Source organism: uncultured Kushneria sp., assembly GCF_947497025.1.
Taxonomy (GTDB): Bacteria; Pseudomonadota; Gammaproteobacteria; order Pseudomonadales; family Halomonadaceae; genus Kushneria.
This window is the reverse complement of the sequence record NZ_CANMFC010000013.1, coordinates 14,332-37,436: the sequence shown is the minus strand read 5'-3', so window position 1 is coordinate 37,436 and position 23,105 is coordinate 14,332. Positions and strand designations below refer to the sequence as shown.

Genomic DNA, 23,105 nt, shown 5'->3' with positions numbered 1-23,105 from the left:
CGATGATCTACCTGATCGGCAGTCCGGTGGGCCGCCTGCTCGATCAGGCCAAATCCACATGAAGTGACGAAGAACCAAAAAAATTCAGTGGAAGTTAAGCTTTAATATTACTGTTGCCCTATAGACCAAGGTTTTAATTTTTATATTTAATGATCACGTCAGCGTCAATAACAACAAGATGGACAGATGGGAGATCACCACCACGACTGTCAGCAGGGTGCGCAGTGAGGTATACCAGAGCGGCAGACGTTCAACGCTATCGGACTGCGCCTCATACAAACGGATCAGCAAAAACCCGGTCATCAGCGCCAGAAGTGCAAACCGGGGGCTAAGCATCAACGCTGGCCAGGCCAGCAGCGATGGGGCCATGGCCACCACCATGCGAGAGCTGAAGTGATGGCTGCCCTCATGATCAAGGCTCATCGCCACACCCCAGTGTACACCGCCCAGAAACGAGAGAATGACTGCGCTGTAATAGAGAAAGGCCTGAAATGCGACAGCCTGCCACCCCGGCACCGAAAGCAGAACAACGGTGGCAAGACCCACAAAGGGAATCAGCCCGGCGATACCCAAAAGCCAGGGCAGTGTCGCAAATTTTCTTCCAGACATCATGGCAGGATCAGCATTTGGAAAGTGGTGACCACAGCATAGCAATGCCCGATGACTGACGATATATCCAGCACCCGGTGTCAGCCCTCGTGCTTGTTGTTTTCATCAGTGTCAGGGGTCTTCATGTCTGCTTCCTTTGCCGTTTTTTTCAGGCCACTGTGCAGACGATGACTCAAAGGATTGTAATTGGGTCGCAGCTCGTCCTTGAGCGTCCCCTTCCATAGCTCGATGCCGACAAAGTAACCGGCACGACCGATCGCATGCGCCGCGACCGGGGCTGTCATCAATACAAAGAAGGTAATGGCAATCGTTCGGGCAAACACGACCTCTTCCAGAAAGTGCAGTGCTACCCCTGCCATCAGCAGCATGACCCCAAGCGAGGCGCCCTTGGTGGATGCATGCATGCGGGTCAATAGATCCGGCAGGCGTACGATCCCGAGCGCTGCAATCAGCATAAAAAGAGACCCTGCCAACAATAAAAAACCCTGAAGCAGTTCAATCATCGCGACGCCCTCCTCGCTCAAGAAACCGGGCAAATCCAACGGTAGCCAGAAAGGACATCAATGCCACGACAATGGCGACATCCAGAAAGCTGGTCTCATCGCTTTGAAGGGCATGAACGCCGATGATCCCGACGATAATCATCGACAAAAGCTCCAGCGCGACGACGCGGTCCGGCAAACCGGGGCCGATCACCAGGCGTGCGAAACAGAGCACCATGGAGAGGGCCAGAATGGCAAAACTCAAATGGATCAGTATCTGCATGCGCCCCTCGTCGTGTTTTTGATCATCGTGGTCACCGCAGCACCGCCAGCGCTCGCCGTTCCATCTCCCGAAGATCTCCCCTCAAGGCCTGCTCGTCATCAAGGAACATGGCATGGATGAACAGCACCCGCCGGTCATCGGAAATATCCAGACTCAGCGTGCCTGGCGTCAATGAAATCAGATTGGCCACAAATGCAATTTCAAGATCGGTTTTCGCCTCCAGCTCGAACGCAATCACGCCCGGCGTCATGTGCCAGGGCGGCGTGATGACATCAAAGGCGACCTTGAAATTGGCCATGAAAAGCTCACGCAGAAAATAGAAGACAAAGGAGACGATTCTCGGCAGGCGAGTGCCATAGCTCTTCAGGCCGGGAAGCTGATTTTGTAGCAGTAAAATGACCAGGTAGCCGAAGGCCAGCCCCGTCAGCATACCGCCCATGCTGAAGTCGCCGCTGAGTGCAATCCAGGCCACCGCCAGCAGCAGATTGGATAAAAGTCCGGTCATGGCTGCTCTCCCAGTACGGCATCGATGTAGCCCTGTGGGTCAAGAAGCTGCGCAGCCGATGCTTCTGCCACGTCGTAAAGCAGCTGACCATTAAGCCCGATGAACACGGTACAGGCGGCCAGCCCCACGATTGGCAACAGCATCAACCAGAGATGGCGCTGGGACAGCGGGGCAACTTTCGGCGCGGCATTGTCATCGTCGGGGGCCTTTTTCCAGAACACCTCGGCCCAGATCTTGGTCATCGAATAAAGCGTCAGAAGCCCAACGAGCAGCGCGATCACTGTGATCCCGATATGACCGGCTTCGATGCTGGCGCGAATCAGGACAAACTTGGCAAAAAAGCCGGACAGCGGCGGCACCCCGGCCAGTGACAGCGCGGGAATGAGAAAGAGCACGCCCAGCAGTGGCCAGGCCTTGTAGACGCCGCCCAGCCGCTTGAGGTCATGGGTGCCCTTCAACCGATAAACGACACCGCTGATCAAGAACAGATTGGTCTTTACGATGATGTGGTGAAGGATATAAAACACCCCGCCGACCAACGCCAGCGGTGTAAAAAGGGCCAATCCCATGAGCATGTAGCCGATCTGACTGACGATATGAAAGGAGAGGATGCGACGAAATTCGAACTGGGCCGCCGCTCCCAGAACACCGGTCAGCATGGTCAACCCTGCCCCCCACAGCAGGATGTCGTGCGTAAAATCCACCGACTGATTAAAGATCAGCGTGAAGACACGAAACAGGGCATAGACGCCAACCTTGGTCAAAAGTCCTGCAAACAGGGCGGATACGGCCACCGGTGGCGTGTGATAGGCCGCCGGCAGCCAGAAAAACAGCGGAAAGGCCGCCGCCTTGATGCCAAACGAGATCATGAACATCACCGCCAGCACATCAATGAGCGTATTGTCTTCCACCAGCGCCACTCGACGGGCAATATCCGCCATATTGAGCGTACCGAGCGTGCCATATAAAAGGCCGACAGCGCTCAGGAAAATGACCGAGGAGAGCAGGTTGAGCGTCACATACTTGATGGCGCCTTCCATCTGGGCGCGCTCGCCACCCAGGATCAACAGCGCAAAAGAGGCCAGCAGCATCACTTCAAACCAGACATACAGGTTGAAGATGTCGCCGGTCAGAAAAGCGCCCGCCACACCGGCCAGCAGCAGATGCATGAGCGGGTAGTAGCCAAAGGTCTCGTGACCTCGCCCGATGGTTGGCAGTGAATACACCGCTACGGCAAAACCGATAATGCCGGTAAGCACCACCATGATGGCGCTCAAAAGATCCGCCACCAGCGTAATCCCAAAGGGCGCCGCCCAGCCGCCGGCATTCATGATCACATACCCCTGCGCCTGCACGCTGGCAAACAGCCAGATACTGGTCGCCAGAAGCGCCGCCGTACCGGCAATGCCGATCAACCGCTGCATCATGCGCGAACGCCAGAAGGCCATCGACAGCGCGCCTGACATAAGAGGAATCAGTATGGGGAGAGCGACTTCAGGGTTCACGTGTCGGTATCCTTCATCTGATCCATGTCATCTACCCCGACAATCTGGTAGGCACGGCGAATCAGCACCACAGCAAAGGACAGCACGCCAAAGGCAATCACGATGGCGGTCAGAACCAGAGCCTGTGGCAGCGGGTCGGCAATGACTTCTGCCATCGGACCCCCGTTCATGGGAATCAGCGGAGGTGCATCACGCGTCATGCCCGCTGTTGCAAAAATCAGAAGATTGGCCGCGTTTGAAATCAGAATCAGTCCGATCACCAGCTTGACGATCGAGCGTCGCAGCATCATGTAAATTGCCGTGGCGTAGATCACGCCGATGACCACTGCCATTATGGGTTCCATGAAGCCCCCTCCCCTGACGGTACGCGCGTGTCATGTCTCATCCTTGTCGACCTCCGTCAGCGTGATCACTGCCGTCAGCACCGACCCCAGCACGACCAGATAAACGCCAATATCGAAGATCAACGGCGTGGAAAGCTTGAGCCCCAGACCGGGCACCTCCCACCATTGCGCGGTCAGAAATGCCTCACCCTGCCACCAGGCCGGCAAGGCCGAGCCCACTCCCAGTAGTAACCCGAAACCGATACAGTCACGCGGATCGACACGCAACAAACGCCGGGTAGCCTCCGGGCCGTTGACGAACTGATGCAGCGCAAAGGCCCCTGCGACCACAAGCCCGGCAATAAAGCCGCCACCCGGTTCATCATGACCACGCAGCAGCAGAAAAAGGGAGAACAGAACCTGTAGCGGCACCAGCGTCTGAGCGGCCACCGAGAGGATCAGGGTGCCTGTTTTCATGGCGTTTTCCTCTCTTTTGCCTGCAGTCTGAGCATGGCCAGCACACCAATGGCCGCCAGCGACAGCACAAAGATCTCACCGAGCGTATCCAGCGCGCGGAAGTCCACCAGAATCACATTGACGATGTTGTGGCCGTGTCCCAGCGGCACACTGTTGTCGATCATGTATTCAGAGATGGAGGTAAAAAGATCCTGTCCGAGCACGGTCAACATCAAAAGCGTCATAAGCCCGCCAGTGATAATCGCCACAAACATGTCGCGCACCCGCTCCATGGGCGTCGACAGGCTTGAAAACTGCGGCATGCGAAAGAGCACCAGAATGAGCAGGATGACCGTCAGGGTCTCGATCAAAAGCTGCGTGATGGCAAGATCCGGCGCACTGAACAGCAAAAAAATCAGCGCGATGCCAAACCCCATGACACCCGCGGCCGCCACGGCGGCCAGACGCGAGCGCATCATGCAGGCAACGATGGCACTGGCGGCGATGACAAGCGCCACGACAACTTCCTGCAGACGCACATCAAGCGCCAGATCAAATACCGGCCCATGGCGCACCAGCAGCGTATAGCCGGTCAGCCCCGTAAAGCTGAGCAGCGTCAGGATCAGATAATTGCGCATGTAGCCACTCTGCAGCAGACGTGTCTGCCATTCGGCCACACGAACCAGCAGATCCATCAGCTTCCAGTACCCCGCTTCAGGGCCACGATCGAGCACCGGGCTGAAACGATGAATAACGCCTCGCACACCCGGCCAGCGCCAGCACACCAGCAGACCGACGCCCAGACTGACCATTGACATCATCAAAGCCGTATTGAGGCCGTGCCAGAGATACAGATCCGTCACTACCTCGGTGCCCATGACCGCACCAGCCGCCGCGTTCAAAAGACCATCGCCTGCCAGCCACGGCATAAAGCCCAGCACCAGTGACAGACCCGCCAGCACACAGGGCCCGGCCAGCATGGACGGCGGCGCCTCATGTGGCGTTTTCGGTGTTTCCTTGAGCGCACCGAAAAAGGGCCGCAGTGCCACAATGCCGGCGGCGGCCACAACCAGTACAGAGGCCAGCAGGCTCATGCCAATGAGGAAACCGGTAAAGCGTGGCGCATCGAGAACGGCTTCAAACAAAAGCTCCTTGGCCACAAACCCGAAAAGCGGAATGACCCCACCCAGCGACAGAGCCGCCACGAAGGCACAGGCCGCCGTGACCGGCATGAACCGACACAGCCCGCCCATCTCATCGATATCCTTGGTACCCGTCTCGTGGTCAAGGGCCCCGGCCACCATGAACAGCGCACCCTTGTAGAGTGAATGCGCCGTCAAAAAGGTCACAAAGGCGATCATGGCAGCCTCGCCTCCGATGCCCAGCAGCATGGTCAGTGTCCCCAGCGCCATGACCGTGGAATAGGCCAGTACTTTCTTGATGCCCGTAAACCGAATGGCCAGAAAGGCCCCCACCACCATGGTGATCGCGCCGATCACACACAGAATGGTCGTCCAGGCCTCCGTGCCACCCAGACCCGGCTGTAGACGCGCCATTAGGTAGATACCGGCCTTGACCATGGTGGCCGAGTGCAGATAGGCCGAGACCGGTGTCGGGGCGGCCATGGCATTGGGCAGCCAGAAATGAAACGGGAACTGGGCTGACTTGGTAAAGGCACCACCCAGCAGGCACAGAAGCATCGGCAGATAAAGCGCGTGCTCGCGAAGCGTCTCGCCATCGTTAAGCAGTGTCTGAAGCGACCAGCTTCCACCCACCACGTTGAGCAGGATTAGACCGCTCATGAGCGCCAGCCCACCGGTAAAGGTCACCAATAGCCCCTGAAGGGCCGATTTGCGCGCGGCCGCATCCTCATGGTTGAAGCCGATCAGCAGATAGGAAGTGATACTGGTCAGCTCCCAGAACACGAAAAGCGTCATCAAACCGTCCGCCATGACGACCCCGAGCATGGAGGACATGAACGACAGAATCAGGACATAAAACCGGGCAAGCTGTGGGTGGCCATGAAGATAGCCGCTGGCATAAATGATGATCAGTGTGCCGATGCCACTGATCAAAAGTCCGAAAAGTAGCGACAGACCATCCAGCCAGAAACTTAAGCTAAGCCCAAGGCTCGGCGCCCAGGCCTGCTCGAAATAAATGCCACCCGACTGCAGGACCTCCGGAGCCAGCGAGACCAGCCAAAAGGCAATGGAGGCAGGATAAAGCGCAAGGATCAACCCGGTACGGCCGCCGCACCAGCGGGACAAAAGAGGAACAAGGATGGCCAGGGCGAATCCGGCCAGCACGGCAATCTGCATGATGCGCTCTCTCCTTGTGCTATCTGGCGTTACGACATGATCGTGACTCGAGGCATCAGGGATGCCGCCCACATCCTTGCCTGTTTATGGAAGAAGGCAGCAAATCGAGCTTGATATGCTATGGTAGATTCGCATTACAGCGGTAATGGCATGCCTTTTTCAATCATTTAACCTTAAGATTCAGGTTTGACAGCGAAAAGGGCTCTCGCGCATGACAAGGGGTATTGCCAGCACGCCATCTGCAAGGGAGAATCGCCTAACTGCTTGATGCCATTGCATAGCGCAACATTCTGCAAATGATTAATAACAAGGGCCGGCCCCTCATGGGAGACGGCTTCCCGCCCATGGCGGGTTTCTGTTCGAGACCTCTGACCGGCCCTGCAAGGAATCAACTGACGCATACTGCACTGCGGGATTTGCTCGCTGTGTCGTCTATTCATGATGCCCGTTATCCGGCTTGCTTCAGCCCCTGCGCTGCAGGTCACCGGCTAGCGTGGCACGTCGAATAGTCAGTACACTGGAAGCCATTCATCAGGAAACAAGCATTCATGACCCTGCCCTGGATCCCTCTGCTGACCTTTCTGGGCGTTTTTGTGCCCGCGCTTGCCATTCGTGGCGGCAGAACCGTCTGTGCACTGGCCACGGCCGTCGCCCCGGCCATCGCCCTTGGTCTGGTCCTGTTTTTCTACCTGGGACATGACGGCGAAGAGGTCATGCGCACCTCATTACAGTGGCTCCCGACGCTGGGCCTTGAACTGGCCTTTCGGCTGGATGGTCTGTCGCTGCTCTTTTTGCTGCTGATCCTTGGCATCGGCCTGTTGATCATTCTTTATACCCGCTACTACCTGTCCGAACAGGACTCGATGTCACGGTTTTACGCCTTTTTAATGCTGTTCATGACCTCCATGGTCGGCATTGTCATGTCGGACAACCTGCTGCTGCTGTGGGGATTCTGGGAACTGACCAGTATCTCTTCGTTTTTGCTGATCAGCTTCTGGTCGCATGAAACAACAGCGCGCAAGGGCGCACGCATGGCGATGACGGTGACCGGCGCCGGTGGTCTGGCCCTGCTGGCCGGCATCATGCTGATTGGCAAGGTGACCGGCACCTATGACATCAGCACGGTGCTTGAAAGCCATGATCTGATCACGGCAAGCCCGCTCTACCCCGCCATTGTCGTGCTGGTGCTGCTGGGTGCCTTTACCAAGTCGGCCCAGTTCCCGTTTCATTTCTGGCTGCCTCACGCCATGGCCGCCCCGACGCCGGTCTCGGCCTATCTGCACTCGGCCACCATGGTCAAGGCGGGCATCTTTTTGATGCTGCGCCTGCATCCGGCGCTTTCAGGCACCGAGCTCTGGACGGTCATCGTGACGTTGACCGGCCTGGTCACGCTGGTCTACGGAGCATGGTTCGCCTTTTTAAAGACCGATCTAAAGGGGATTCTGGCGTTTTCGACCATCAGCCATCTGGGTCTGATCACCTCGCTTCTGGGGCTTGGCAATTCCCAGGCATTGATCGCGGCCCTGTTCCACATCATCAATCATGCCCTGTTCAAGGCCTCGCTGTTCATGGCCGCCGGGATCGTCGATCATGAAACCGGCACCCGTGACGTGCGAAAGCTTGGCGGCCTTTACCGCCTGATGCCGATCACGACGGCACTCACCTGTATTGCCACTATTTCGATGGCCGGTGTACCGCCGCTGAACGGCTTCATTTCCAAGGAAATGTTCTTCACGGAAGCGCTGGCCTCACAGCAGTTCGGTGGTCTGGCATGGATAGTGCCCTTGCTGGCAGGCCTGGGCGGGCTGCTGTCCGTGGCCTATTCGCTGCGTCTGGCCTATGCCACCTTCTTCCGACGTCCGCGTCAGGAGTCGCCCAAAACACCTCACGAGCCCCCGTGGCCGATGCGCTTTCCCATCGAATTGCTGGTGGTCCTGTGTATCATCGTGGGACTGGTCCCGACCCTGCCACAGTCGCCCATACTGGAAGATGCCGTTCGCGTTACGATGTCCGGTGAGATGCCCGAATTTCACCTGGCGCTCTGGCATGGTATCAACCCTGCCCTGCTGCTGAGCATGGCCGTCATTGCCGGTGGCATCGTGCTGCATCTGCTCCATCGCCACATGATGCGGTTCAATCGTCAGTTCCGCCCTCAGGATGCTCGCTACATTTTTGAAGCCTTTGTTCAGCGTCTGGTCGGGCTGTGCCAGCGCCTGACCGACCGGCTCGAAAATGGCTCTCTGCAGCGTTACATGTTCCTTTTGATGGCTGTATCGGTGCTGGCCATGGCGCTGGGCCTGGCGGATCTGGACAAACTGACCGGCAACCTCGGGCAGCAGACGCTCGACCCGATCGTGGCCCTGGGCGCGGCGCTTTTGATCATGGGCGGCGTATTGACCGCTGTCCTGCACCGCTATCGCCTGATTTCCCTTTTGATGCTGTCAGTGGTGGGGCTGGTAGTCTCGCTGACCTTTGCCCGTTTTTCGGCACCGGATCTGGCCCTGACGCAGCTGTCGGTGGAAGTCGTGACCATGATCCTTTTGATGCTGGCGCTTTTTTTCCTGCCGCAGAAAACGCCCAAGGAATCCGGTGGCGCCCGCATCGTGCGTGATGTCCTGATTGCCACGGGATTTGGTGGCGCCGTCGCCAGCCTCAATTTCGCTGTGCTAACCCGTGATCTCGACAGCATTTCGGAATTTTTTATTCGTCAGAGCGTGCCAGGTGGTGGCGGTCACAACGTGGTCAACGTCATCCTGGTGGACTTTCGTGGCTTCGATACGCTGGGTGAAATCACGGTGCTGGCCATTGCCGGTCTTGCCATTTTCAAACTGCTCAACCGGCTTCGCCTGTTCATGCCGGCCACCGACATGGAAGGTCGCCTGTGGTCCGATGATCGTCACCCAACGCTTTTAATGGTGGTTTCCCAGACCCTGTTGCCGCTGGCCCTGCTGGTATCATTTTTTATCTTCCTGCGCGGCCACAACCAGCCCGGCGGCGGGTTCATCGCCGGCCTGATCACGGCCGTGGCCCTGATTCTTTTGTACATGTCACGCGGCGTTGAATGGGCACAGCAGCGACTGGACTTCCAGTTCCAGCCCATCGCCATTGCAGGCGTTGCCCTGTCGACCTTTACCGGGCTTTGCAGCTGGCTGTTTGGCTACCCGTTTTTGACCTCGACCTTTGATCATTTCCACCTGCCCCTGATCGGTGATATCGAACTGGCCAGTGCATTGATCTTTGATGGTGGCATCTATCTGGCCGTCGTTGGCGCCACGCTGATGATTCTGGCCAACCTGGGCAAGCTCACCACCGCACATCGACCCAACAAGGACATCCCCTGATGGAAGCGCTCTACGCCATCACCACCGGTATCCTGACCGCCAGTGGCGTCTATCTGACCCTGCGCGGGCGTACCTTTCCGGTCGTCGTCGGGCTGACGCTGCTCTCTTATGCCGTCAACCTGTTTTTATTCTCCATGGGCGGACTGACCACCCACGGGGCGGCACTGGTCGGCACCAATGAAAATTATGCCGACCCCCTGCCACAGGCGCTGGTGCTGACCGCCATTGTCATCGGCTTTGCCATGACGGCCTTTGCCATCATCCTCGCGATGCGCTCCAGAGGCGATCTGGGCAGCGACAGCGTCGATGGCAGCCGCACCGATCGTGAAGACCCGCGGGAGAACAAGGCGTGATGCAGCATCTGCCCATCTTCCCGGTTCTGCTGCCTCTGGTGGTGGCCATTATCCTGCTGCGAAAGCGTGAAGGGGTTGACCCGGTCAGGCGGACCATCTCCATTACAGCCACTGCATTGCTGGTGGCGGTTGGTTTCTGGCTGGTAAGCCAGGTCGCCGGCGGTGACACGCTGGTCTATCGACTGGGCAACTGGCAGGCGCCCTATGGCATCGTACTGGTGGCCGATCGACTGTCTGCCATGATGGTGCTGCTGACGGCACTGCTGGCACTGGGCAGCGTGATTCACGCCAGTGGCGGTGAGGACAATCAGGGCTCCAACTTCCACGGACTCTTTCATCTACAGCTGATGGGGATCAACGGCGCCTTTTTGACCGGCGACCTTTTCAACCTGTTTGTCTTTTTCGAAGTCCTGCTGCTGGCGTCATATGCGCTTTTGATGCACGGCGGTGGCAAGGCACGCGTTCAATCCGGGTTGCACTATGTGGTGCTGAACCTGGCGGGCTCTTCGCTGTTCCTGATCGCGCTGGGCGTTTTGTATGGCACTATCGGTACGCTCAACATGGCCGACATGGCCGAGCGCGTCAGCCAGCTGCCGGCCGACAGGCAGGGCCTTGTCCGCGCCGGTGCCCTGCTGTTGCTGGTGGTGTTCGGACTCAAGGCCGCCATCCTGCCGCTCTATTTCTGGCTGCCACGTGCCTATAGTTCGGCGCCGGCACCGATCGCGGCCCTTTTCTCCATCATGACCAAGGTAGGCATCTACGCCATCTTCCGCGTGTTCACCCTGATCTTTGGTGAGCAGGCCGGTGGCCTTGCGCATCTGGCGCAGCCCTGGCTGTGGTGGGGCGGGCTGGCAACGCTTGTCATGGCAACGCTTGGCGTGTTGTCAGCGCGCGACCTGCGCATGCAGATTTCCTATTTCATGCTGATTTCGATCGGCACCCTGCTGTGCGGTCTGGGCATGGAGGGGACAGCGTCACGCGGTGCCATGCTGTTCTACATGCTGCACACTTCGCTGATCAACGGCGGGCTTTTTCTTCTGACCGACATGATTGCTGATCAGCGCGGCAAGGTCGGCACCCGTATCGTGCGCAGCAGGAAATTCAAATACGCCACTCTGCTCAGTGCTCTGTACATGATAGGAGCCGTCAGCTCCGCCGGGCTCCCGCCACTGTCAGGGGCGCTGGCCAAGGCGTGGCTGATGTCGACGGCCACATTATCGGAAGGGCTCTGGCTGTGGCCGCTGCTGCTGCTGTCCGGCCTTGCGGGCGTGATAGCGGCCTCACGTGCCGGCTCGACTGTCTTCTGGCGTCACAATAATGGTGATCCGGGCGGCGAGCGCCTTTCCCGCAGCAAGCTGGCAGGTACAGTGGTGTTGTTGTCCGCGGCGCCGCTGCTGGTCATTCTGGCAGGGCCCATCGGTGGCTACACTCAGGCCACGGCCGAGCAGATCACCGACACCGTGCAGTATCGCAGCGCCGTACTGGGCAATGTCACTTCAGTCACGCCAGGAGCGTCTGTCGATGCTGATTAAGCGCTGTCTTCCCAGACCCATCCTCTCTTTGATCCTGATGCTGGTCTGGATCATGCTGTCCGACATCATCACCTATGGTTCCGTCATCATGGGCGTCATCCTGGGGATTGCCATTCCACTAATGACCCAGCGCTTCTGGGATGCGCAACCGGTGGTCAAAAAACCGCTGCTGCTGCTTCGATATACCCTGCGCGTCATGCTGGACATTCTTGTCGCCAATCTGGAAGTGGCATGGCTGATTGCCCGACCCTGGCGGCGCCCTCGACCTGCCTTCATCGAGTATCCCCTGACGCTCAAACGCGACTTCAGCATCACGCTGCTGGCCAGCACCATCAGCCTGACGCCGGGGACCATTTCGGCCAATCTGCGACTCGACGGGCGTAGCCTGCTGATCCATGTTCTGGATACCGACGATGAGCAGGCTGTCATCGACGAGATATACAACCGCTACGAGCGACCGCTCATGGAGATTTACGAATGATCGGTATTGCGCTGTGGATCAGCTTTTTTCTGGTCGCCATGGCCATCATTCTCAACGCTTATCGGCTACTGGTGGGGCCTTCCCTGCCCGATCGCATCATCGCGCTCGATACCATGTACGTGAACAGTATCGCCCTGATCATTTTGTACACGATCTGGCTGAGCACCCGTGTCTATTTTGAGGGTGCCCTGTTGATTGCCATGCTGGGATTTATCAGTACCGTGGCCGTGTGCAAGTACCTGTTACGCGGCGACATCATCGAATAGGAGGCCATCATGGCGTGGTTGGACAAGGCATGGATTGATACGGCGCTCGAGGCGCTGACGGCCTTTTTTATGATCGCCGGTGCGCTGATCACCTTTATCAGCTCTTTCGGAATGGTGCATCTGCGTGATTTTTACCTGCGCATGCATGGTCCTGCCAAGGCTACGACCCTGGGAGTGGGTCTGATTCTGGTGGCCTGCATGTTTTATTTCCTGCTGATCGATCGCACCTTTCACATCCAGTTGCTGCTGGTCACCATTTTCCTTTTAATCACGGCGCCCATCAGCGCCCACCTGCTGGCCAAGGTGGCATTGCATCAGAAGCTGCCCAGTGATATCTCGACCACCGGAGCCCCCAGTGAGCTGCGTGAAGAGGATGTCGGCCAGGAACCGGACACACCTCATCCGGAAGATCCCGGCAACGGTCAGCGCCACAGTCCCTGAGGCGCTGAACCGCTCAAAGCTCAGCGCCAGTTGCGCGTATTCTTCTCGACCAGCCCCGCCAGCGCTTCAATGTGACTTTCGCGGTCATTAAGCGCTGGCACATAGCTATAGTCTTCCCCGCCGGCTTCCACGAAATACTCCCGGTTTTCCTGCTGAATTTCTTCCAGCGTTTCCAGACAGTCGGCCGCAAACCCCGGGCAGATGACGTCGATACCGGGCGTGGTTTTCACGTCCCAGTTCTTGAGCGTCTCATCGGTATAGGGCTTGAGCCACTCTTCCCGTCCGAAACGCGACTGGAAGGTCATGGTCCACTGACTGTCCTCAAGACCAAGCTCGCGGGCCAGGGCTTCACTGGTCCCGCGACAGTGCTTCGGGTAGGGGTCGCCTTCCTCGGCATAACGCTTGGGGATACCGTGCCAGGAGATCAGCAGGTGATTTTGCTTGCCACGCGTGGCCCAGTGTTCCCGAACGCTTTCGGCAAGCGCTGTAATGTAGCCGCGGTCGTCATGGTAATCGCGGATGAAGTGCATCTCGGGGATATCCGGGCACGGCTTGAGCGCATCGGCCAGACGGTCAAAAACGGCCGCCGTGGTGGTACGTGAGTATTGCGGATAGAGCGGTAGCACCACGATGCGGTTGACCCCGGCGCGACGAAAGGCAAGGCCGGCACTTTCCATGGTGGGCCGGCCGTAGGTCATGCCCAGTTCGACCGGCATGTCACAGCCATACTGCGCATCCAGATGCGCCTTGAGGGCACGCTGCTGACGCTTGCCGATGGCCAGCAGGGGCGACCCTTCTTCTTCCCAGACGCTGGCATAGGCCTCGGCCACCCTTTTGGGACGAGTCCTCAGCACAATGCCATTCAGGATGCACCACCAGAGCGGGCGGGAAACATCAATCACGCGCCGGTCCCACAAAAACTCGCCAAGGTAGCGCCTTACGGCGGCGGGGGTGGGCTCATCCGGGGTGCCAAGATTGGCCAGCAGTACGCCGAAGGGGGCCTGCGCCATGTCTATACTCCTTGCAGTGACAAGAGGGGCTTGATTGTACGAACCCTCAAAACAATCGATTTTAATGAAATTATTCTATCAGCGCTGTTCAGGCAGTGTTGATGAAATGTCCCTATTCGCCATATGCAGGAAGTGTAAATGTCTCGACCCCTGATCGTAATCCTGGGTGATCAATTGACCCATGATCTTCCCGTACTGACAGGCGCACCGGAAAACGCCGTGGTGGCCCTGTTTGAAGTAGAAGAAGAAGGCCGCTATGTGCCCCACCATCCCCAAAAGCTCGTCTTCCTTTTTTCAGCCATGCGCCATTTTGCGCAGATGCTTCGCCAGCAGGGCCATCAGGTGCACTACACCTGTCTGGACGACAGCGACAACACCCAGGATCTGATCAGCGAAACCGAACGGGTCGCAGGCCTTTATGACTGCGACGACATTCGAGTGACTTCTCCCGGCGAATGGCGTCTTTTTGATCGCATCCAGAACAGGAGGGGCAACACACCTCCCTGGTACATGGTGACCGATGATCGCTTTTTTTGCTCACGCGAAGATTTTAATCAATGGGCACAGGGTCGTCAGCGATTTCGCATGGAGCACTTTTATCGCTGGATGCGTCGCGAAACCGGCCTGTTAATGGATGAGCAGAACAACCCGCAGGGGGATCAGTGGAACTTCGACCAGAACAACCGCAAGCCTCTGCCCAGACACATCACCCCACCTGAACCGCCCGAACACCAACCAGACCCACTCACTCGTGAAGTGATGACACTGGTCGAGACGCATTTCGGCCACCATTTTGGCACCCTTGAAGGATTCAACTGGCCTGTCACACGACGTCAGGCACTCAATGACCTTGCCCACTTTATCGAGCACGCCCTGCCCTTTTTTGGCGACTATCAGGACGCCATCAGCGATCAGCACCCCTTTTTGTATCATGCCCGACTATCCGGTGCGCTCAATGCCGGACTGCTCAGGCCGCTGGAGGTCTGTCAGGCTGCAGAAAACGCCTGGCGTGACGACAAGGTGCCCATTAATTGTGCGGAAGGCTTCATTCGACAGATTCTGGGGTGGCGCGAGTACGTGCGCGGCATTTACTGGCTGAACATGCCGGATTACAAAAGGCGTAACGATCTCGAGGCCGACAGGGGCCTGCCGGCCTTCTACTGGACCGGCGACACCGATAAGCGCTGCCTGAAACGTGCCATCGAGATGACCCGGGATCACGCTTACGCCCATCACATTCAGCGACTGATGGTCACCGGCAACTTTGCCCTGCTTTGCGGCGTACGTCCGGCGGCACTGTGCGACTGGTATCTGGCCGTGTATATCGATGCCTTTGAATGGGTCGAACTGCCCAACACCCTGGGCATGGTGCTGTATGCCGATGGCGGCTATCTGGGCTCCAAGCCCTACTGCGCTTCGGGTAAATACATCGATCGCATGTCGGATCACTGTCAGCACTGCCGCTATGACGTCAAAAAAAGCATCGGCGAGGATGCCTGCCCCTTCAACAGCCTCTATTGGTATTTTCTGGAACGTCACGAAAAGCAGCTGGCCGGCAATCAGCGCATGAAGCTCATCTATGGCTCGCTCAATAAAATGAGTGACGACAAGCGTCAGGCCCTGCGTGAACAGGCGATTCATTTTCTGGATCAGCTCGACTACGAGCCTGCATATGGACAGGGCGATCATCTGGCAGGGTATGAGCGGCGAACCGGCAGGGACAGTGATTAATCCGGACCACCATGGAAAACGCCGGCAAAAGCCGGCGCAGGGTCATTCAATCATGTATGTCATGTTTTGGTGTTTTTAACGGCATGCGCCCCAATCGAATTCGCGATCATCAGATCGCAATGGCCAGCTCGGGCAGGTTGCCCAGCTGCACCAGACGGCGTGAACTGTCACTGCCATCTTCTTCATTCTGACGAACGATCCAGGCATGGCTGATACCGGCCACCAACAGTTGATCGATGGCTTCATCAATCGAGCGGAACAGGCAGGGCTTGCCCCGGCGACTAAGCTTTTGGCGATTGCCGCTGCCCGTTTCACATTCGATCTGGTAAATGTGGCTCAGTGTGTTGCGAACAACGCGTACTTCCATTTCATGGTGGTATGACGCGGCATGTTTTAGTTGCTGTAATTCCATATAACCCTCCCTGGGCTATCTTCTCATCGCACTCTTGGCGATGGTTATTTCTATGTCTTTTCTATCAGTTGTTAAAAGAATAACAGTGCCGGATGACGATTCCGTGTCAGCGCCGACATTGTCTTTCCAGTGTTGAAACGCTTGATACTACGCTGTCGGACCCGTGCAGGAACCGTCATGGTGATGCACCAGCCAGTCATCGAAGATGGCCCTTTGCGGCGCTGTCATCATGTTTCGGGCACGCGCAAGGTGGTGTTCACCCAGTCGCTGCAGTCGTGCCACGATCGTGGCAAGCCAGGTCGTATCGGCAAAAAGTGCATCGGGTAGCGCGATCCGGCGCTCAAGATCACCGAGATACCAGATATGGTCGATCATGGCAGGGCCGCCTGGGGACTCGGAAGCAGCGGGTATCATTAGACCATTATGACGTACATCCAGCGAAAGATGATCGCCTGAAAAGACACCCTTTTCCCCATGATAAGGATGAATCAGCTCGATAATCCCTGGCTCGCGCTTAACCAGCCGCTCTGCCAACGGCCTGTATTGCGCCCCGGGCAGCGAGTAATGGGTCAAATGGCGTAGACCAAACACCAGAACCGCGCGCCGCCCGCGATCGAGCACTTCCTGTTCGACACGTTCAGCATAGGCCCTCTCACGCGCTTCATGCCAGCGGGCAAAGGCGTCACCGTCCAGCGTTTCCCAGTCAAGGGCAGGTTCTGCCAGTACCACACGAACCCGACGATCAAGGGGGCGCTGCAGGTTGAGAGCACGCAGGCGCCTGAAAAAGTCGGCGTAAACCGGTGGACTCCACAGCAGGAAATAGAGCGTATCCTGCCAGACAGCCTCGAGTCCGGCCTCGTCCATCTCCTCACCGCCAATATAGCGATCCAGCCATGCCTGATGACGCGCACTGCCAAATTCGACAACAATGTCGTCGAACGTTCCCTCAAGCGCCGGATTTTCCAAAAGCGCTGTGATTTCGGCCATTACCTGTGGGCACCAGTGGATCTCACCCAGCCCCACCAGAGAACGACGCTGAAAGATATCAGCCAGAAGCGTCTCGGGACGGACGGCCGTCATGACACGCTATCGCAGCAGGCAGTTTGAGGTTCAAGCACTGCCATCAGATGCTGCGCAATCGTGGCCAGATGGGTTTGGTGCATCAACTCCGGATGCGTGGCCGGCAGATCCAGGTTGATGATGCGCCCGCCCACATAGGGCTGCCAGGCACGCCGATCCAGCCAGTGTTCGTCACGAGGCGTGGCCGCGGTAAAAAAGTGCATGTCGCCGCTGTATACGAGATGGCGACTTTCACGCACCAGACGGCTGTTGTTGATGACCACATCCACCAGCGCATCCAGCGTCTGTGACGACAGCTGACCAAGCGCACTGCCCTCGCGCTGCAACAGTTCGATGACCTGCGCGCGACGCGATCCGGGCTCCTCTGTCAGCGTACTGTCGGCCAGACCTGCAATACGCAGGAGCGCTTCCAGCGCCATGCCCTCATCCGGTGGCGTCATGTCGCGCCAGAGATCGGCGGGATAGGCATCCAGCAGCGCCAGCATGTCCACCGTTTCTCCCTCACTCTCCAGCAGGGCAGCCATGGTATGCGCAATCATGCCACCGACCGACCAGCCCAGCAGACGATAGGGCCCATGAGGCTGAATGCGACGCAGCTGGGCGATGTAGTCGCGCGCCATCTCTTCCATGGTTGCCGGCAGCGGGCTTCCGGGCAGCAACCCGCGCGCCTGCAGGCCGTACAGGGGATAGCGCGATGGCAGCGCACGCGCAAGGCCTGCATAGCACCAGGCAAGCCCACCCGCCGGATGGATGCAAAATATGGGAGAGGCCTCGCCGCTTTCACGCAGCGGCAGCACGACACCCAGCCCGCCGACAGCCATGTCCTGCATGCCAAGAGCATCCAGCGCCTCGATGGTGGGCGCCTCAAACAGGGTGGCAATAGTGAGCCGGGTGCCCAGTACATCGTTTAAACGACGCACCAGCTTCAGCGCGTTCAACGAGTTGCCTCCCAGATCAAAAAAGTTATCCCGAATGCCTACCCGTTCAAGACCGAGTGCTTCGGCAAAAAGATCGGCCATGGTCTGCTGACGTGGACTGACCGGCGCCACGCTCACCTCATCGGCTTCAGGCGCCGGCAGGGCCCGTCGGTCGAGCTTGCCATTGGGGCTCAGCGGCAGCGCCGCCAGCACCATGATGACACCAGGCACCATGTAATCCGGCAGAGCGCGGGCCAGATGGCGCTTGAGCGCATCCAGTGATGGCGCATCGCTACCCCGGGGGACGACATATCCGACCAGCCGAGCGCTGTTGCCGCTGCCATGGACGCTGACCACTGCGTGCGCCACACCCTCATGAGACAGCAGGACGGACTCGATTTCACCCAGTTCCAGACGCTGCCCGCGCAGCTTGACCTGATGGTCGATGCGCCCCAGATAGTCGAGCACGCCATCAAAGCGCCAGCGGGCCAGATCGCCGGTACGGTAAAGCCTCGAGTCAGCCTCCAGGGCCGGACAATCGATAAAGCGCTCGGCAGTCAGCTCCGGCTGTCCCAGATATCCACGCGCCAGATTGCGCCCGGCAATATAAAGCTCGCCGGGCATCCCTACCGGTACAGGCTGGAAATTCGCATCCAGCACATGCAGGTGCGTGTTCCAGATCGGCGCACCAATGGGCACACTGCTGCCGGTATCCGAGTCATGACATTGCCAGGCACTGACATCGACGGCCGCCTCGGTAGGGCCATACAGATTGTGCAGTGCTACCCCGGGCAGGCGTGTCAAAAAGCGTTGTTCCAGCTCCCGTGACAGCGCCTCGCCGCTGACAAAGACCTGGCGCAGGGCGCTCATGCGCTCGACGTCCCGATCACCGAGTTCATCCAGCAGGATATCGAGCATCGAGGGCACAAAGTGCAGCGTGGTAATCGCTTCATCGATGATGGTATCGATCAGATAACGCGGATCGCGGTGGCCGCCTTCACGCGCCATGACCAGTGCCGCACCGCTGACCATGGGCCAGAGAAACTCCCATACCGACACATCAAAGCCGTTGGGCGTTTTCTGCAGCACCCGGTCGTTTGCTCCCAGCGCATAGCATCCCTGCATCCAGAGAATGCGGTTAACGATGGCGTGATGCTCGACCAGCACGCCCTTGGGCTTGCCGGTCGAACCGGAGGTGAAAAGAATGTAAGCGCCGAGACCGGCATCGCGCTGTGCGGCGCTGCCGGGGGTCAACTCACGGCACTCATCGGTATCTGCCAACGTCAGAACCTGTACGAGGTCCGGTGAAAAGCGCGAACGCTGCATCTCATCACTCAGGATCAGTCGCGGCGCGGCACGCGTGATGATATCCATTAGACGCGCGTCGGGATATTCCAGCGGTAACGGCAGCCATGCCGCCCCTGCATGATGGATGGCCAGCAGCGCCACCTGCATCTCCAGCGAACGCGGCAACGCCACACCCACAGCATCACCGGGGCGCACCCCGTGCTCGATCAGGGTATCTGCCAGCGTCTGCACCCGAGCGCCCAGCGTTTGATAATCCAGTGTCTCCCCGTTGGCCACCAGCGCTGTCGCGCCAGGCGTTTTGTGGACCTGACGCTCGAACAGCGTCGCCATATGAGTCTCTTCTACCGGGTGATCCGTGGCATTGAACTGCAAAAGCGCCTGGTGATCCGCCGGGGTGGTCAGTCTCAGCTCGCCTACGGGCATCTCGGGGGCTGCCATGAAATTCACAAGCCACTGTGCCAGGCGCGCAAGATGCCACTGGAGCTCGGTCTCGCTGTACAGCGTCGGATTACCATCAAGCGCCAGCCGCATGGCCTCGCTGTCGCCGCCGAGATAGACCGAAAAAACCAGATCGTCGACCGGTCCTGCCACCAGATGATGCTTGTGGACCCGGCTTTGCGGCCATTGACCGCTTGAATCAAGGGGGAGCACATTGACGTGCATGCCCAGCAGCGGACGCCGACCGGGACGACGCCCCAGATCGCGCAGCAGCCATTCATGGCGATAGCGCTGATGACGTCTTAGCGCCCCCAGCGACGCTGCCGCAGACCGGCACCACTGGATGGGGGTAGCGCTGAAGTCATCACGAAGGCGCAGCGGCAACATATTGACCTGGGTCATGGGCGTACGCAGCGCAGCGCCCTGCATGCGCCCCATCATGGGAACGCCCAGCGTGACATCAGATCGTTGACACATACGCGCATACCAGGCACCGCTGGCAGCCAGAATGGCTTCGGCCAGCCCCTGCTTCTGCTCGGTGCACCGGGCGTGAAACTGTCGGCTTTGCTCATGATCCAGCGTCATTTCGCAGCGCAGCGCATGAGGCTGCGCCGGGGCAAAGCGGCCAGAGGGGGAAACGGGCTCAGGGTCGTCGACAAACATTGCCTGCCAGTGATCACGGTCCTGCTCAAGCGCCGGGCCGGCCAGATAGCGCTGCTCTTCTTCAATGACGCGCTCAATGCTGCCATACCAGGCGGGTTTGACGCTCTCCCCCTTGCCAAGCGCCATATAGTGCTCGGCGGCGCGCTGTTGAATCAGTCCGTAGGCCCAGGCATCGGCTGCCACATGGTGCATGTTGAGCCACCAGAGCACGTGATCGTCCGCCAGCCGCCAAAGGGCCTGGCGATAGAGCGGTCCCTGCTGCAGTGCGAAGGGCACCTCACGGCGCTCGGCCATCTGCTGCCAGGCCAGCTCTCTGGCATGCCTGTTGCCGCGTAGATCAATGATCTCGGGGAGATCCGCTCGCTGCGCGGTCTCGCTGGCAAGCCTTGCCGGACCACCGTCAGTGGCCACAAACCCTTCAAACAGACCATCGGCCTCACTGACCGCCCTTGCTGCTGCCAGTGCCAGACGATCAATATCAATGGCACCGTTGAACTCGAGACACTGTGCGGTGGAGTATCCTCCCTGATGGGTACTGCTCTGCTGGCCGTACCAGATACCGGCCTGTGCGCCGCTGACAGGAAGAAAATCGGCCTGACTCATGAGATCACCATCTTCTGCAATACCACCCCTGTGCGGGTTCTGATAACGGCGTATTGGCCAGAACAAGTCATCTCGCCTGATCACCGATACCGTATAAACGAATGGATGCCTGAATTTAAATAATAATGCTTCTCATTTCAAACGAAACGACCGGGATTTCTTTTCATGGCCCGTCTGAATGCAAAACGGGACCGAATGGCATCATTCGGTCCCGCAGGTCTTGAGCACAACGCCGACATCCGGCCCCGAAGATCTACTCGCGATTGAAGGTCGCAGGATCAATGGCGACACCCAGCGAGCGTCGGTCAATCCAGCGCCCGGCCTTGGTCTCCTTGTAGCGAAACACGACGTAGTCGCCTATCGCGACATCCAGCTCGGCTTCTTCAACCTGATAGGAGTAGATCTCGCCATCAACGGTCAGGGTGTGCCGGTAAAGGTCCGGCATACCCAGCCACTCCTTGAAGGGTCCTTCGGTTTCGACACTTTCAAGTGTACCGCGTGCTTCCAGTTTGGGTTGACGACGTCCGCCGCGACGGTATCCAGCCGGCATATTGACTCCTGTCAGGCTATCAGGAAAAAGGGAAATGGCGCTCGGAGCGCCTTGTTTTATCTATTAGAACGCGCACAGGGTGCGGTTTACTCTTCGTACTGGCCGTAACTGCCCGGTGCCAGATCCTCGAACCGGGTGTACTTGCCGATAAAGGCCATGTGGACGGTGCCGATGGGCCCGTTACGCTGCTTGCCGATAATCAGTTCGGCCAGTCCCTTGTTATCAGGGTTGTCCTTGTTATACACCTCGTCGCGATAGACGAAGGCAATAACGTCAGCGTCCTGCTCGATGGCGCCGGACTCACGCAGATCCGACATCACCGGACGCTTGTTGGGACGCTGTTCAAGCGAGCGGTTAAGCTGCGACAGCGCCACGACCGGGCAGTTGAATTCCTTGGCCAGCCCCTTGAGCGAGCGCGAAATTTCCGAGATCTCCGCGGTGCGGTTTTCCGACATGCCCGGCACCTGCATCAGCTGCAGGTAATCGATCATGATCAGACCAATGCCCCCGGCATCACGTGCAATGCGCCGGCTTCGTGAGCGCATCTCATTGGGTGAGAGTGCAGCGGTATCATCGACGTAGAGCTGCTTGTCCTTGAGCAGATTGACCGCCGAGGTCAGTCGCGGCCAGTCCTCATCTTCAAGCTGTCCGTTACGCACCCGGGTCTGGTCGATGCGACCCAGCGATGAAATCATGCGCAGCATCAGCGACTCGGCCGGCATCTCCATCGAGAAAACCACTACGGCCTTGTCACTGCTGACCACGGCGTGCTCGACCAGGTTCATGGCGAAGGTGGTCTTGCCCATCGAGGGGCGACCCGCCACGATCACCAGATCAGAGGGCTGCAGGCCGGAGGTCATGTCGTCCAGGTCGCGAAAGCCTGTCGACAGGCCCGTCATCTGTCCCTTGAGATTGAACAGCTCATCAATGCGATCTACCGCCTTGCTGAGCAGATCGCTCATGCCGATGGCCCCCCCGGTCTTGGGACGGGACTCGGAGATCTGAAACACCAGCCGTTCGGCTTCGTTGACCAGCTCGTCTGCCGTGCGCCCCTGCGGATTGAAGGCCCCTTCGGCAATCTGATTGGCCGCGGCAATCAGCTTTCGAAGCGTGGCACGCTCGCGCACGATGTCGGCGTAGGCACGAATATTGCTGGCAGAAGGCGTATTGCGGGCAAGCTCGGCCAGATAGGACAGCCCGCCCACACGGCCCAGTCGGTCATGGGACTCCAGCTCTTCCGAAAGCGTCACCACATCCAGTGGCCGGCCCTCTTCCGCCAGACGTGTCATGGCCTTGAAGACGTCGCGGTGCTCAAGACGGTAGAAGTCATCGCTGGCCAGACGGTCGGCAATCTCATCCCAGGCCTGATTGTCCAGCATCAGGCCCCCCAGTACGGATTGCTCGGCTTCAAGCGAGTGTGGCGGCACCTTGAGTGCAGCGGTTTCCCGATCAAATTCGATCACTTCACTCATGAGGATGATTAACCATATGACGACTA

The 23,105-nt window shown here is 58.5% G+C and carries 21 protein-coding genes; 7 read left to right on the top strand and 14 right to left on the bottom strand.

Translation table 11 applies throughout. The annotated features are described in order from the left end of the window. Positions 1-153 precede the first annotated feature (153 nt). The 8 genes from Q0931_RS16595 to Q0931_RS16560 all read right to left on the bottom strand — a co-directional run bounded on the left by Q0931_RS16595 (position 154) and on the right by Q0931_RS16560 (position 6,481). Positions 154-612, bottom strand: a complete 459-nt coding sequence (locus Q0931_RS16595; RefSeq protein WP_299262101.1) for a DUF3429 domain-containing protein — start codon at positions 610-612, stop codon at positions 154-156. Positions 613-689: 77 nt separating this feature from the next. Continuing rightward, a complete protein-coding gene (gene mnhG, locus Q0931_RS16590) occupies positions 690-1,112 on the bottom strand; it encodes a monovalent cation/H(+) antiporter subunit G (protein WP_299262100.1) in 423 nt (140 codons plus the stop codon). Then, a complete protein-coding gene (locus Q0931_RS16585; RefSeq protein WP_299262099.1) occupies positions 1,105-1,374 on the bottom strand; it encodes a cation:proton antiporter in 270 nt (89 codons plus the stop codon). The genes mnhG and Q0931_RS16585 overlap by 8 nt, the downstream gene beginning before the upstream one ends. Positions 1,375-1,405: 31 nt before the next feature. Then, positions 1,406-1,879 carry a Na+/H+ antiporter subunit E gene (locus tag Q0931_RS16580; RefSeq protein WP_299262098.1) on the bottom strand — a complete coding sequence of 158 codons (474 nt, stop codon included), beginning with the start codon at positions 1,877-1,879 and terminating at the stop codon, positions 1,406-1,408. Beyond that, complete coding sequence (locus Q0931_RS16575) at positions 1,876-3,384, bottom strand: Na+/H+ antiporter subunit D (RefSeq protein ID WP_299262097.1); 1,509 nt, start codon at positions 3,382-3,384, stop codon at positions 1,876-1,878. Before Q0931_RS16575 ends, Q0931_RS16580 begins: the two co-directional genes overlap by 4 nt. Then, on the bottom strand, positions 3,381-3,728 hold the full coding sequence (locus Q0931_RS16570) for a Na+/H+ antiporter subunit C (protein ID WP_299262096.1): 348 nt from the start codon (positions 3,726-3,728) through the stop codon (positions 3,381-3,383). Before Q0931_RS16570 ends, Q0931_RS16575 begins: the two co-directional genes overlap by 4 nt. A gap of 30 nt (positions 3,729-3,758) precedes the next feature. Then, a complete protein-coding gene (locus Q0931_RS16565) occupies positions 3,759-4,184 on the bottom strand; it encodes a Na+/H+ antiporter subunit B (protein WP_299262095.1) in 426 nt (141 codons plus the stop codon). Continuing rightward, on the bottom strand, positions 4,181-6,481 hold the full coding sequence (locus tag Q0931_RS16560) for a putative monovalent cation/H+ antiporter subunit A (RefSeq protein ID WP_299262094.1): 2,301 nt from the start codon (positions 6,479-6,481) through the stop codon (positions 4,181-4,183). The genes Q0931_RS16565 and Q0931_RS16560 overlap by 4 nt, the downstream gene beginning before the upstream one ends. Positions 6,482-7,029: 548 nt before the next feature. Between Q0931_RS16560 and Q0931_RS16555 the strand changes: the two genes are divergently transcribed. The 6 genes from Q0931_RS16555 to Q0931_RS16530 are packed head-to-tail and all read left to right on the top strand — an operon-like array spanning position 7,030 to position 12,895. Next, on the top strand, positions 7,030-9,822 hold the full coding sequence (locus Q0931_RS16555; RefSeq protein WP_299262093.1) for a monovalent cation/H+ antiporter subunit A: 2,793 nt from the start codon (positions 7,030-7,032) through the stop codon (positions 9,820-9,822). Continuing rightward, positions 9,822-10,175: a Na+/H+ antiporter subunit C gene (locus tag Q0931_RS16550; protein WP_299262092.1), complete on the top strand. Its 354-nt coding sequence runs from the start codon at positions 9,822-9,824 to the stop codon at positions 10,173-10,175. The genes Q0931_RS16555 and Q0931_RS16550 overlap by 1 nt, the downstream gene beginning before the upstream one ends. Then, positions 10,172-11,707 carry a monovalent cation/H+ antiporter subunit D gene (locus tag Q0931_RS16545; RefSeq protein ID WP_299262091.1) on the top strand — a complete coding sequence of 512 codons (1,536 nt, stop codon included), beginning with the start codon at positions 10,172-10,174 and terminating at the stop codon, positions 11,705-11,707. Before Q0931_RS16550 ends, Q0931_RS16545 begins: the two co-directional genes overlap by 4 nt. Further along, the gene (locus Q0931_RS16540) at positions 11,697-12,188 is read left to right on the top strand and encodes a Na+/H+ antiporter subunit E (RefSeq protein WP_299262090.1); all 492 of its coding nucleotides are present in this window, start codon (positions 11,697-11,699) and stop codon (positions 12,186-12,188) included. The genes Q0931_RS16545 and Q0931_RS16540 overlap by 11 nt, the downstream gene beginning before the upstream one ends. Further along, positions 12,185-12,454: a K+/H+ antiporter subunit F gene (locus Q0931_RS16535; protein WP_108842496.1), complete on the top strand. Its 270-nt coding sequence runs from the start codon at positions 12,185-12,187 to the stop codon at positions 12,452-12,454. Before Q0931_RS16540 ends, Q0931_RS16535 begins: the two co-directional genes overlap by 4 nt. A 9-nt stretch (positions 12,455-12,463) precedes the next feature. Continuing rightward, the gene (locus tag Q0931_RS16530) at positions 12,464-12,895 is read left to right on the top strand and encodes a Na+/H+ antiporter subunit G (protein WP_299262089.1); all 432 of its coding nucleotides are present in this window, start codon (positions 12,464-12,466) and stop codon (positions 12,893-12,895) included. 20 nt (positions 12,896-12,915) lie between these two features. Here the strand turns inward: Q0931_RS16530 and hemH are convergent, their stop codons facing one another. Next, entirely contained in the window at positions 12,916-13,905 is a 990-nt protein-coding gene (gene hemH, locus Q0931_RS16525) for a ferrochelatase (RefSeq protein WP_299262088.1), read from the bottom strand. A 138-nt stretch (positions 13,906-14,043) separates the two neighbouring features. Between hemH and Q0931_RS16520 the strand changes: the two genes are divergently transcribed. Then, positions 14,044-15,636 (top strand): cryptochrome/photolyase family protein, encoded by a 1,593-nt coding sequence (locus Q0931_RS16520; protein ID WP_299262087.1) that lies wholly within the window; start codon positions 14,044-14,046, stop codon positions 15,634-15,636. Between the two features lie 109 nt (positions 15,637-15,745). Here Q0931_RS16520 and Q0931_RS16515 read toward each other — a convergent pair whose 3' ends face one another. The 5 genes from Q0931_RS16515 to dnaB all read right to left on the bottom strand — a co-directional run bounded on the left by Q0931_RS16515 (position 15,746) and on the right by dnaB (position 23,079). Further along, on the bottom strand, positions 15,746-16,048 hold the full coding sequence (locus Q0931_RS16515; protein ID WP_299262086.1) for a hypothetical protein: 303 nt from the start codon (positions 16,046-16,048) through the stop codon (positions 15,746-15,748). Between the two features lie 147 nt (positions 16,049-16,195). Next, positions 16,196-17,128 (bottom strand): hypothetical protein, encoded by a 933-nt coding sequence (locus Q0931_RS16510; RefSeq protein WP_299262085.1) that lies wholly within the window; start codon positions 17,126-17,128, stop codon positions 16,196-16,198. Then, positions 17,125-21,057, bottom strand: a complete 3,933-nt coding sequence (locus Q0931_RS16505; RefSeq protein WP_299262084.1) for an amino acid adenylation domain-containing protein — start codon at positions 21,055-21,057, stop codon at positions 17,125-17,127. The genes Q0931_RS16510 and Q0931_RS16505 overlap by 4 nt, the downstream gene beginning before the upstream one ends. Before the next feature lie 253 nt (positions 21,058-21,310). Continuing rightward, complete coding sequence (locus tag Q0931_RS16500) at positions 21,311-21,607, bottom strand: hypothetical protein (protein ID WP_299262083.1); 297 nt, start codon at positions 21,605-21,607, stop codon at positions 21,311-21,313. Between the two features lie 86 nt (positions 21,608-21,693). Beyond that, entirely contained in the window at positions 21,694-23,079 is a 1,386-nt protein-coding gene (gene dnaB, locus Q0931_RS16495) for a replicative DNA helicase (protein ID WP_299262082.1), read from the bottom strand. Between the last annotated feature and the right edge of the window lie 26 nt (positions 23,080-23,105).

What these genes read in the sequence shown, in the direction of transcription:
- Q0931_RS16595 (WP_299262101.1), bottom strand. Translation starts at nt 612, where the DNA reads ATGATGTCTGGAAGAAAATTTGCGACACTGCCCTGGCTTTTGGGTATC.
- mnhG (WP_299262100.1), bottom strand. Translation starts at nt 1,112, where the DNA reads ATGATTGAACTGCTTCAGGGTTTTTTATTGTTGGCAGGGTCTCTTTTT.
- Q0931_RS16585 (WP_299262099.1), bottom strand. Translation starts at nt 1,374, where the DNA reads ATGCAGATACTGATCCATTTGAGTTTTGCCATTCTGGCCCTCTCCATG.
- Q0931_RS16580 (WP_299262098.1), bottom strand. Translation starts at nt 1,879, where the DNA reads ATGACCGGACTTTTATCCAATCTGCTGCTGGCGGTGGCCTGGATTGCA.
- Q0931_RS16570 (WP_299262096.1), bottom strand. Translation starts at nt 3,728, where the DNA reads ATGGAACCCATAATGGCAGTGGTCATCGGCGTGATCTACGCCACGGCA.
- Q0931_RS16565 (WP_299262095.1), bottom strand. Translation starts at nt 4,184, where the DNA reads ATGAAAACAGGCACCCTGATCCTCTCGGTGGCCGCTCAGACGCTGGTG.
- Q0931_RS16560 (WP_299262094.1), bottom strand. Translation starts at nt 6,481, where the DNA reads ATGCAGATTGCCGTGCTGGCCGGATTCGCCCTGGCCATCCTTGTTCCT.
- Q0931_RS16555 (WP_299262093.1), top strand. Translation starts at nt 7,030, where the DNA reads ATGACCCTGCCCTGGATCCCTCTGCTGACCTTTCTGGGCGTTTTTGTG.
- Q0931_RS16550 (WP_299262092.1), top strand. Translation starts at nt 9,822, where the DNA reads ATGGAAGCGCTCTACGCCATCACCACCGGTATCCTGACCGCCAGTGGC.
- Q0931_RS16540 (WP_299262090.1), top strand. Translation starts at nt 11,697, where the DNA reads ATGCTGATTAAGCGCTGTCTTCCCAGACCCATCCTCTCTTTGATCCTG.
- Q0931_RS16535 (WP_108842496.1), top strand. Translation starts at nt 12,185, where the DNA reads ATGATCGGTATTGCGCTGTGGATCAGCTTTTTTCTGGTCGCCATGGCC.
- Q0931_RS16530 (WP_299262089.1), top strand. Translation starts at nt 12,464, where the DNA reads ATGGCGTGGTTGGACAAGGCATGGATTGATACGGCGCTCGAGGCGCTG.
- hemH (WP_299262088.1), bottom strand. Translation starts at nt 13,905, where the DNA reads ATGGCGCAGGCCCCCTTCGGCGTACTGCTGGCCAATCTTGGCACCCCG.
- Q0931_RS16520 (WP_299262087.1), top strand. Translation starts at nt 14,044, where the DNA reads ATGTCTCGACCCCTGATCGTAATCCTGGGTGATCAATTGACCCATGAT.
- Q0931_RS16515 (WP_299262086.1), bottom strand. Translation starts at nt 16,048, where the DNA reads ATGGAATTACAGCAACTAAAACATGCCGCGTCATACCACCATGAAATG.
- Q0931_RS16510 (WP_299262085.1), bottom strand. Translation starts at nt 17,128, where the DNA reads ATGACGGCCGTCCGTCCCGAGACGCTTCTGGCTGATATCTTTCAGCGT.
- Q0931_RS16505 (WP_299262084.1), bottom strand. Translation starts at nt 21,057, where the DNA reads ATGAGTCAGGCCGATTTTCTTCCTGTCAGCGGCGCACAGGCCGGTATC.
- Q0931_RS16500 (WP_299262083.1), bottom strand. Translation starts at nt 21,607, where the DNA reads ATGCCGGCTGGATACCGTCGCGGCGGACGTCGTCAACCCAAACTGGAA.
- dnaB (WP_299262082.1), bottom strand. Translation starts at nt 23,079, where the DNA reads ATGAGTGAAGTGATCGAATTTGATCGGGAAACCGCTGCACTCAAGGTG.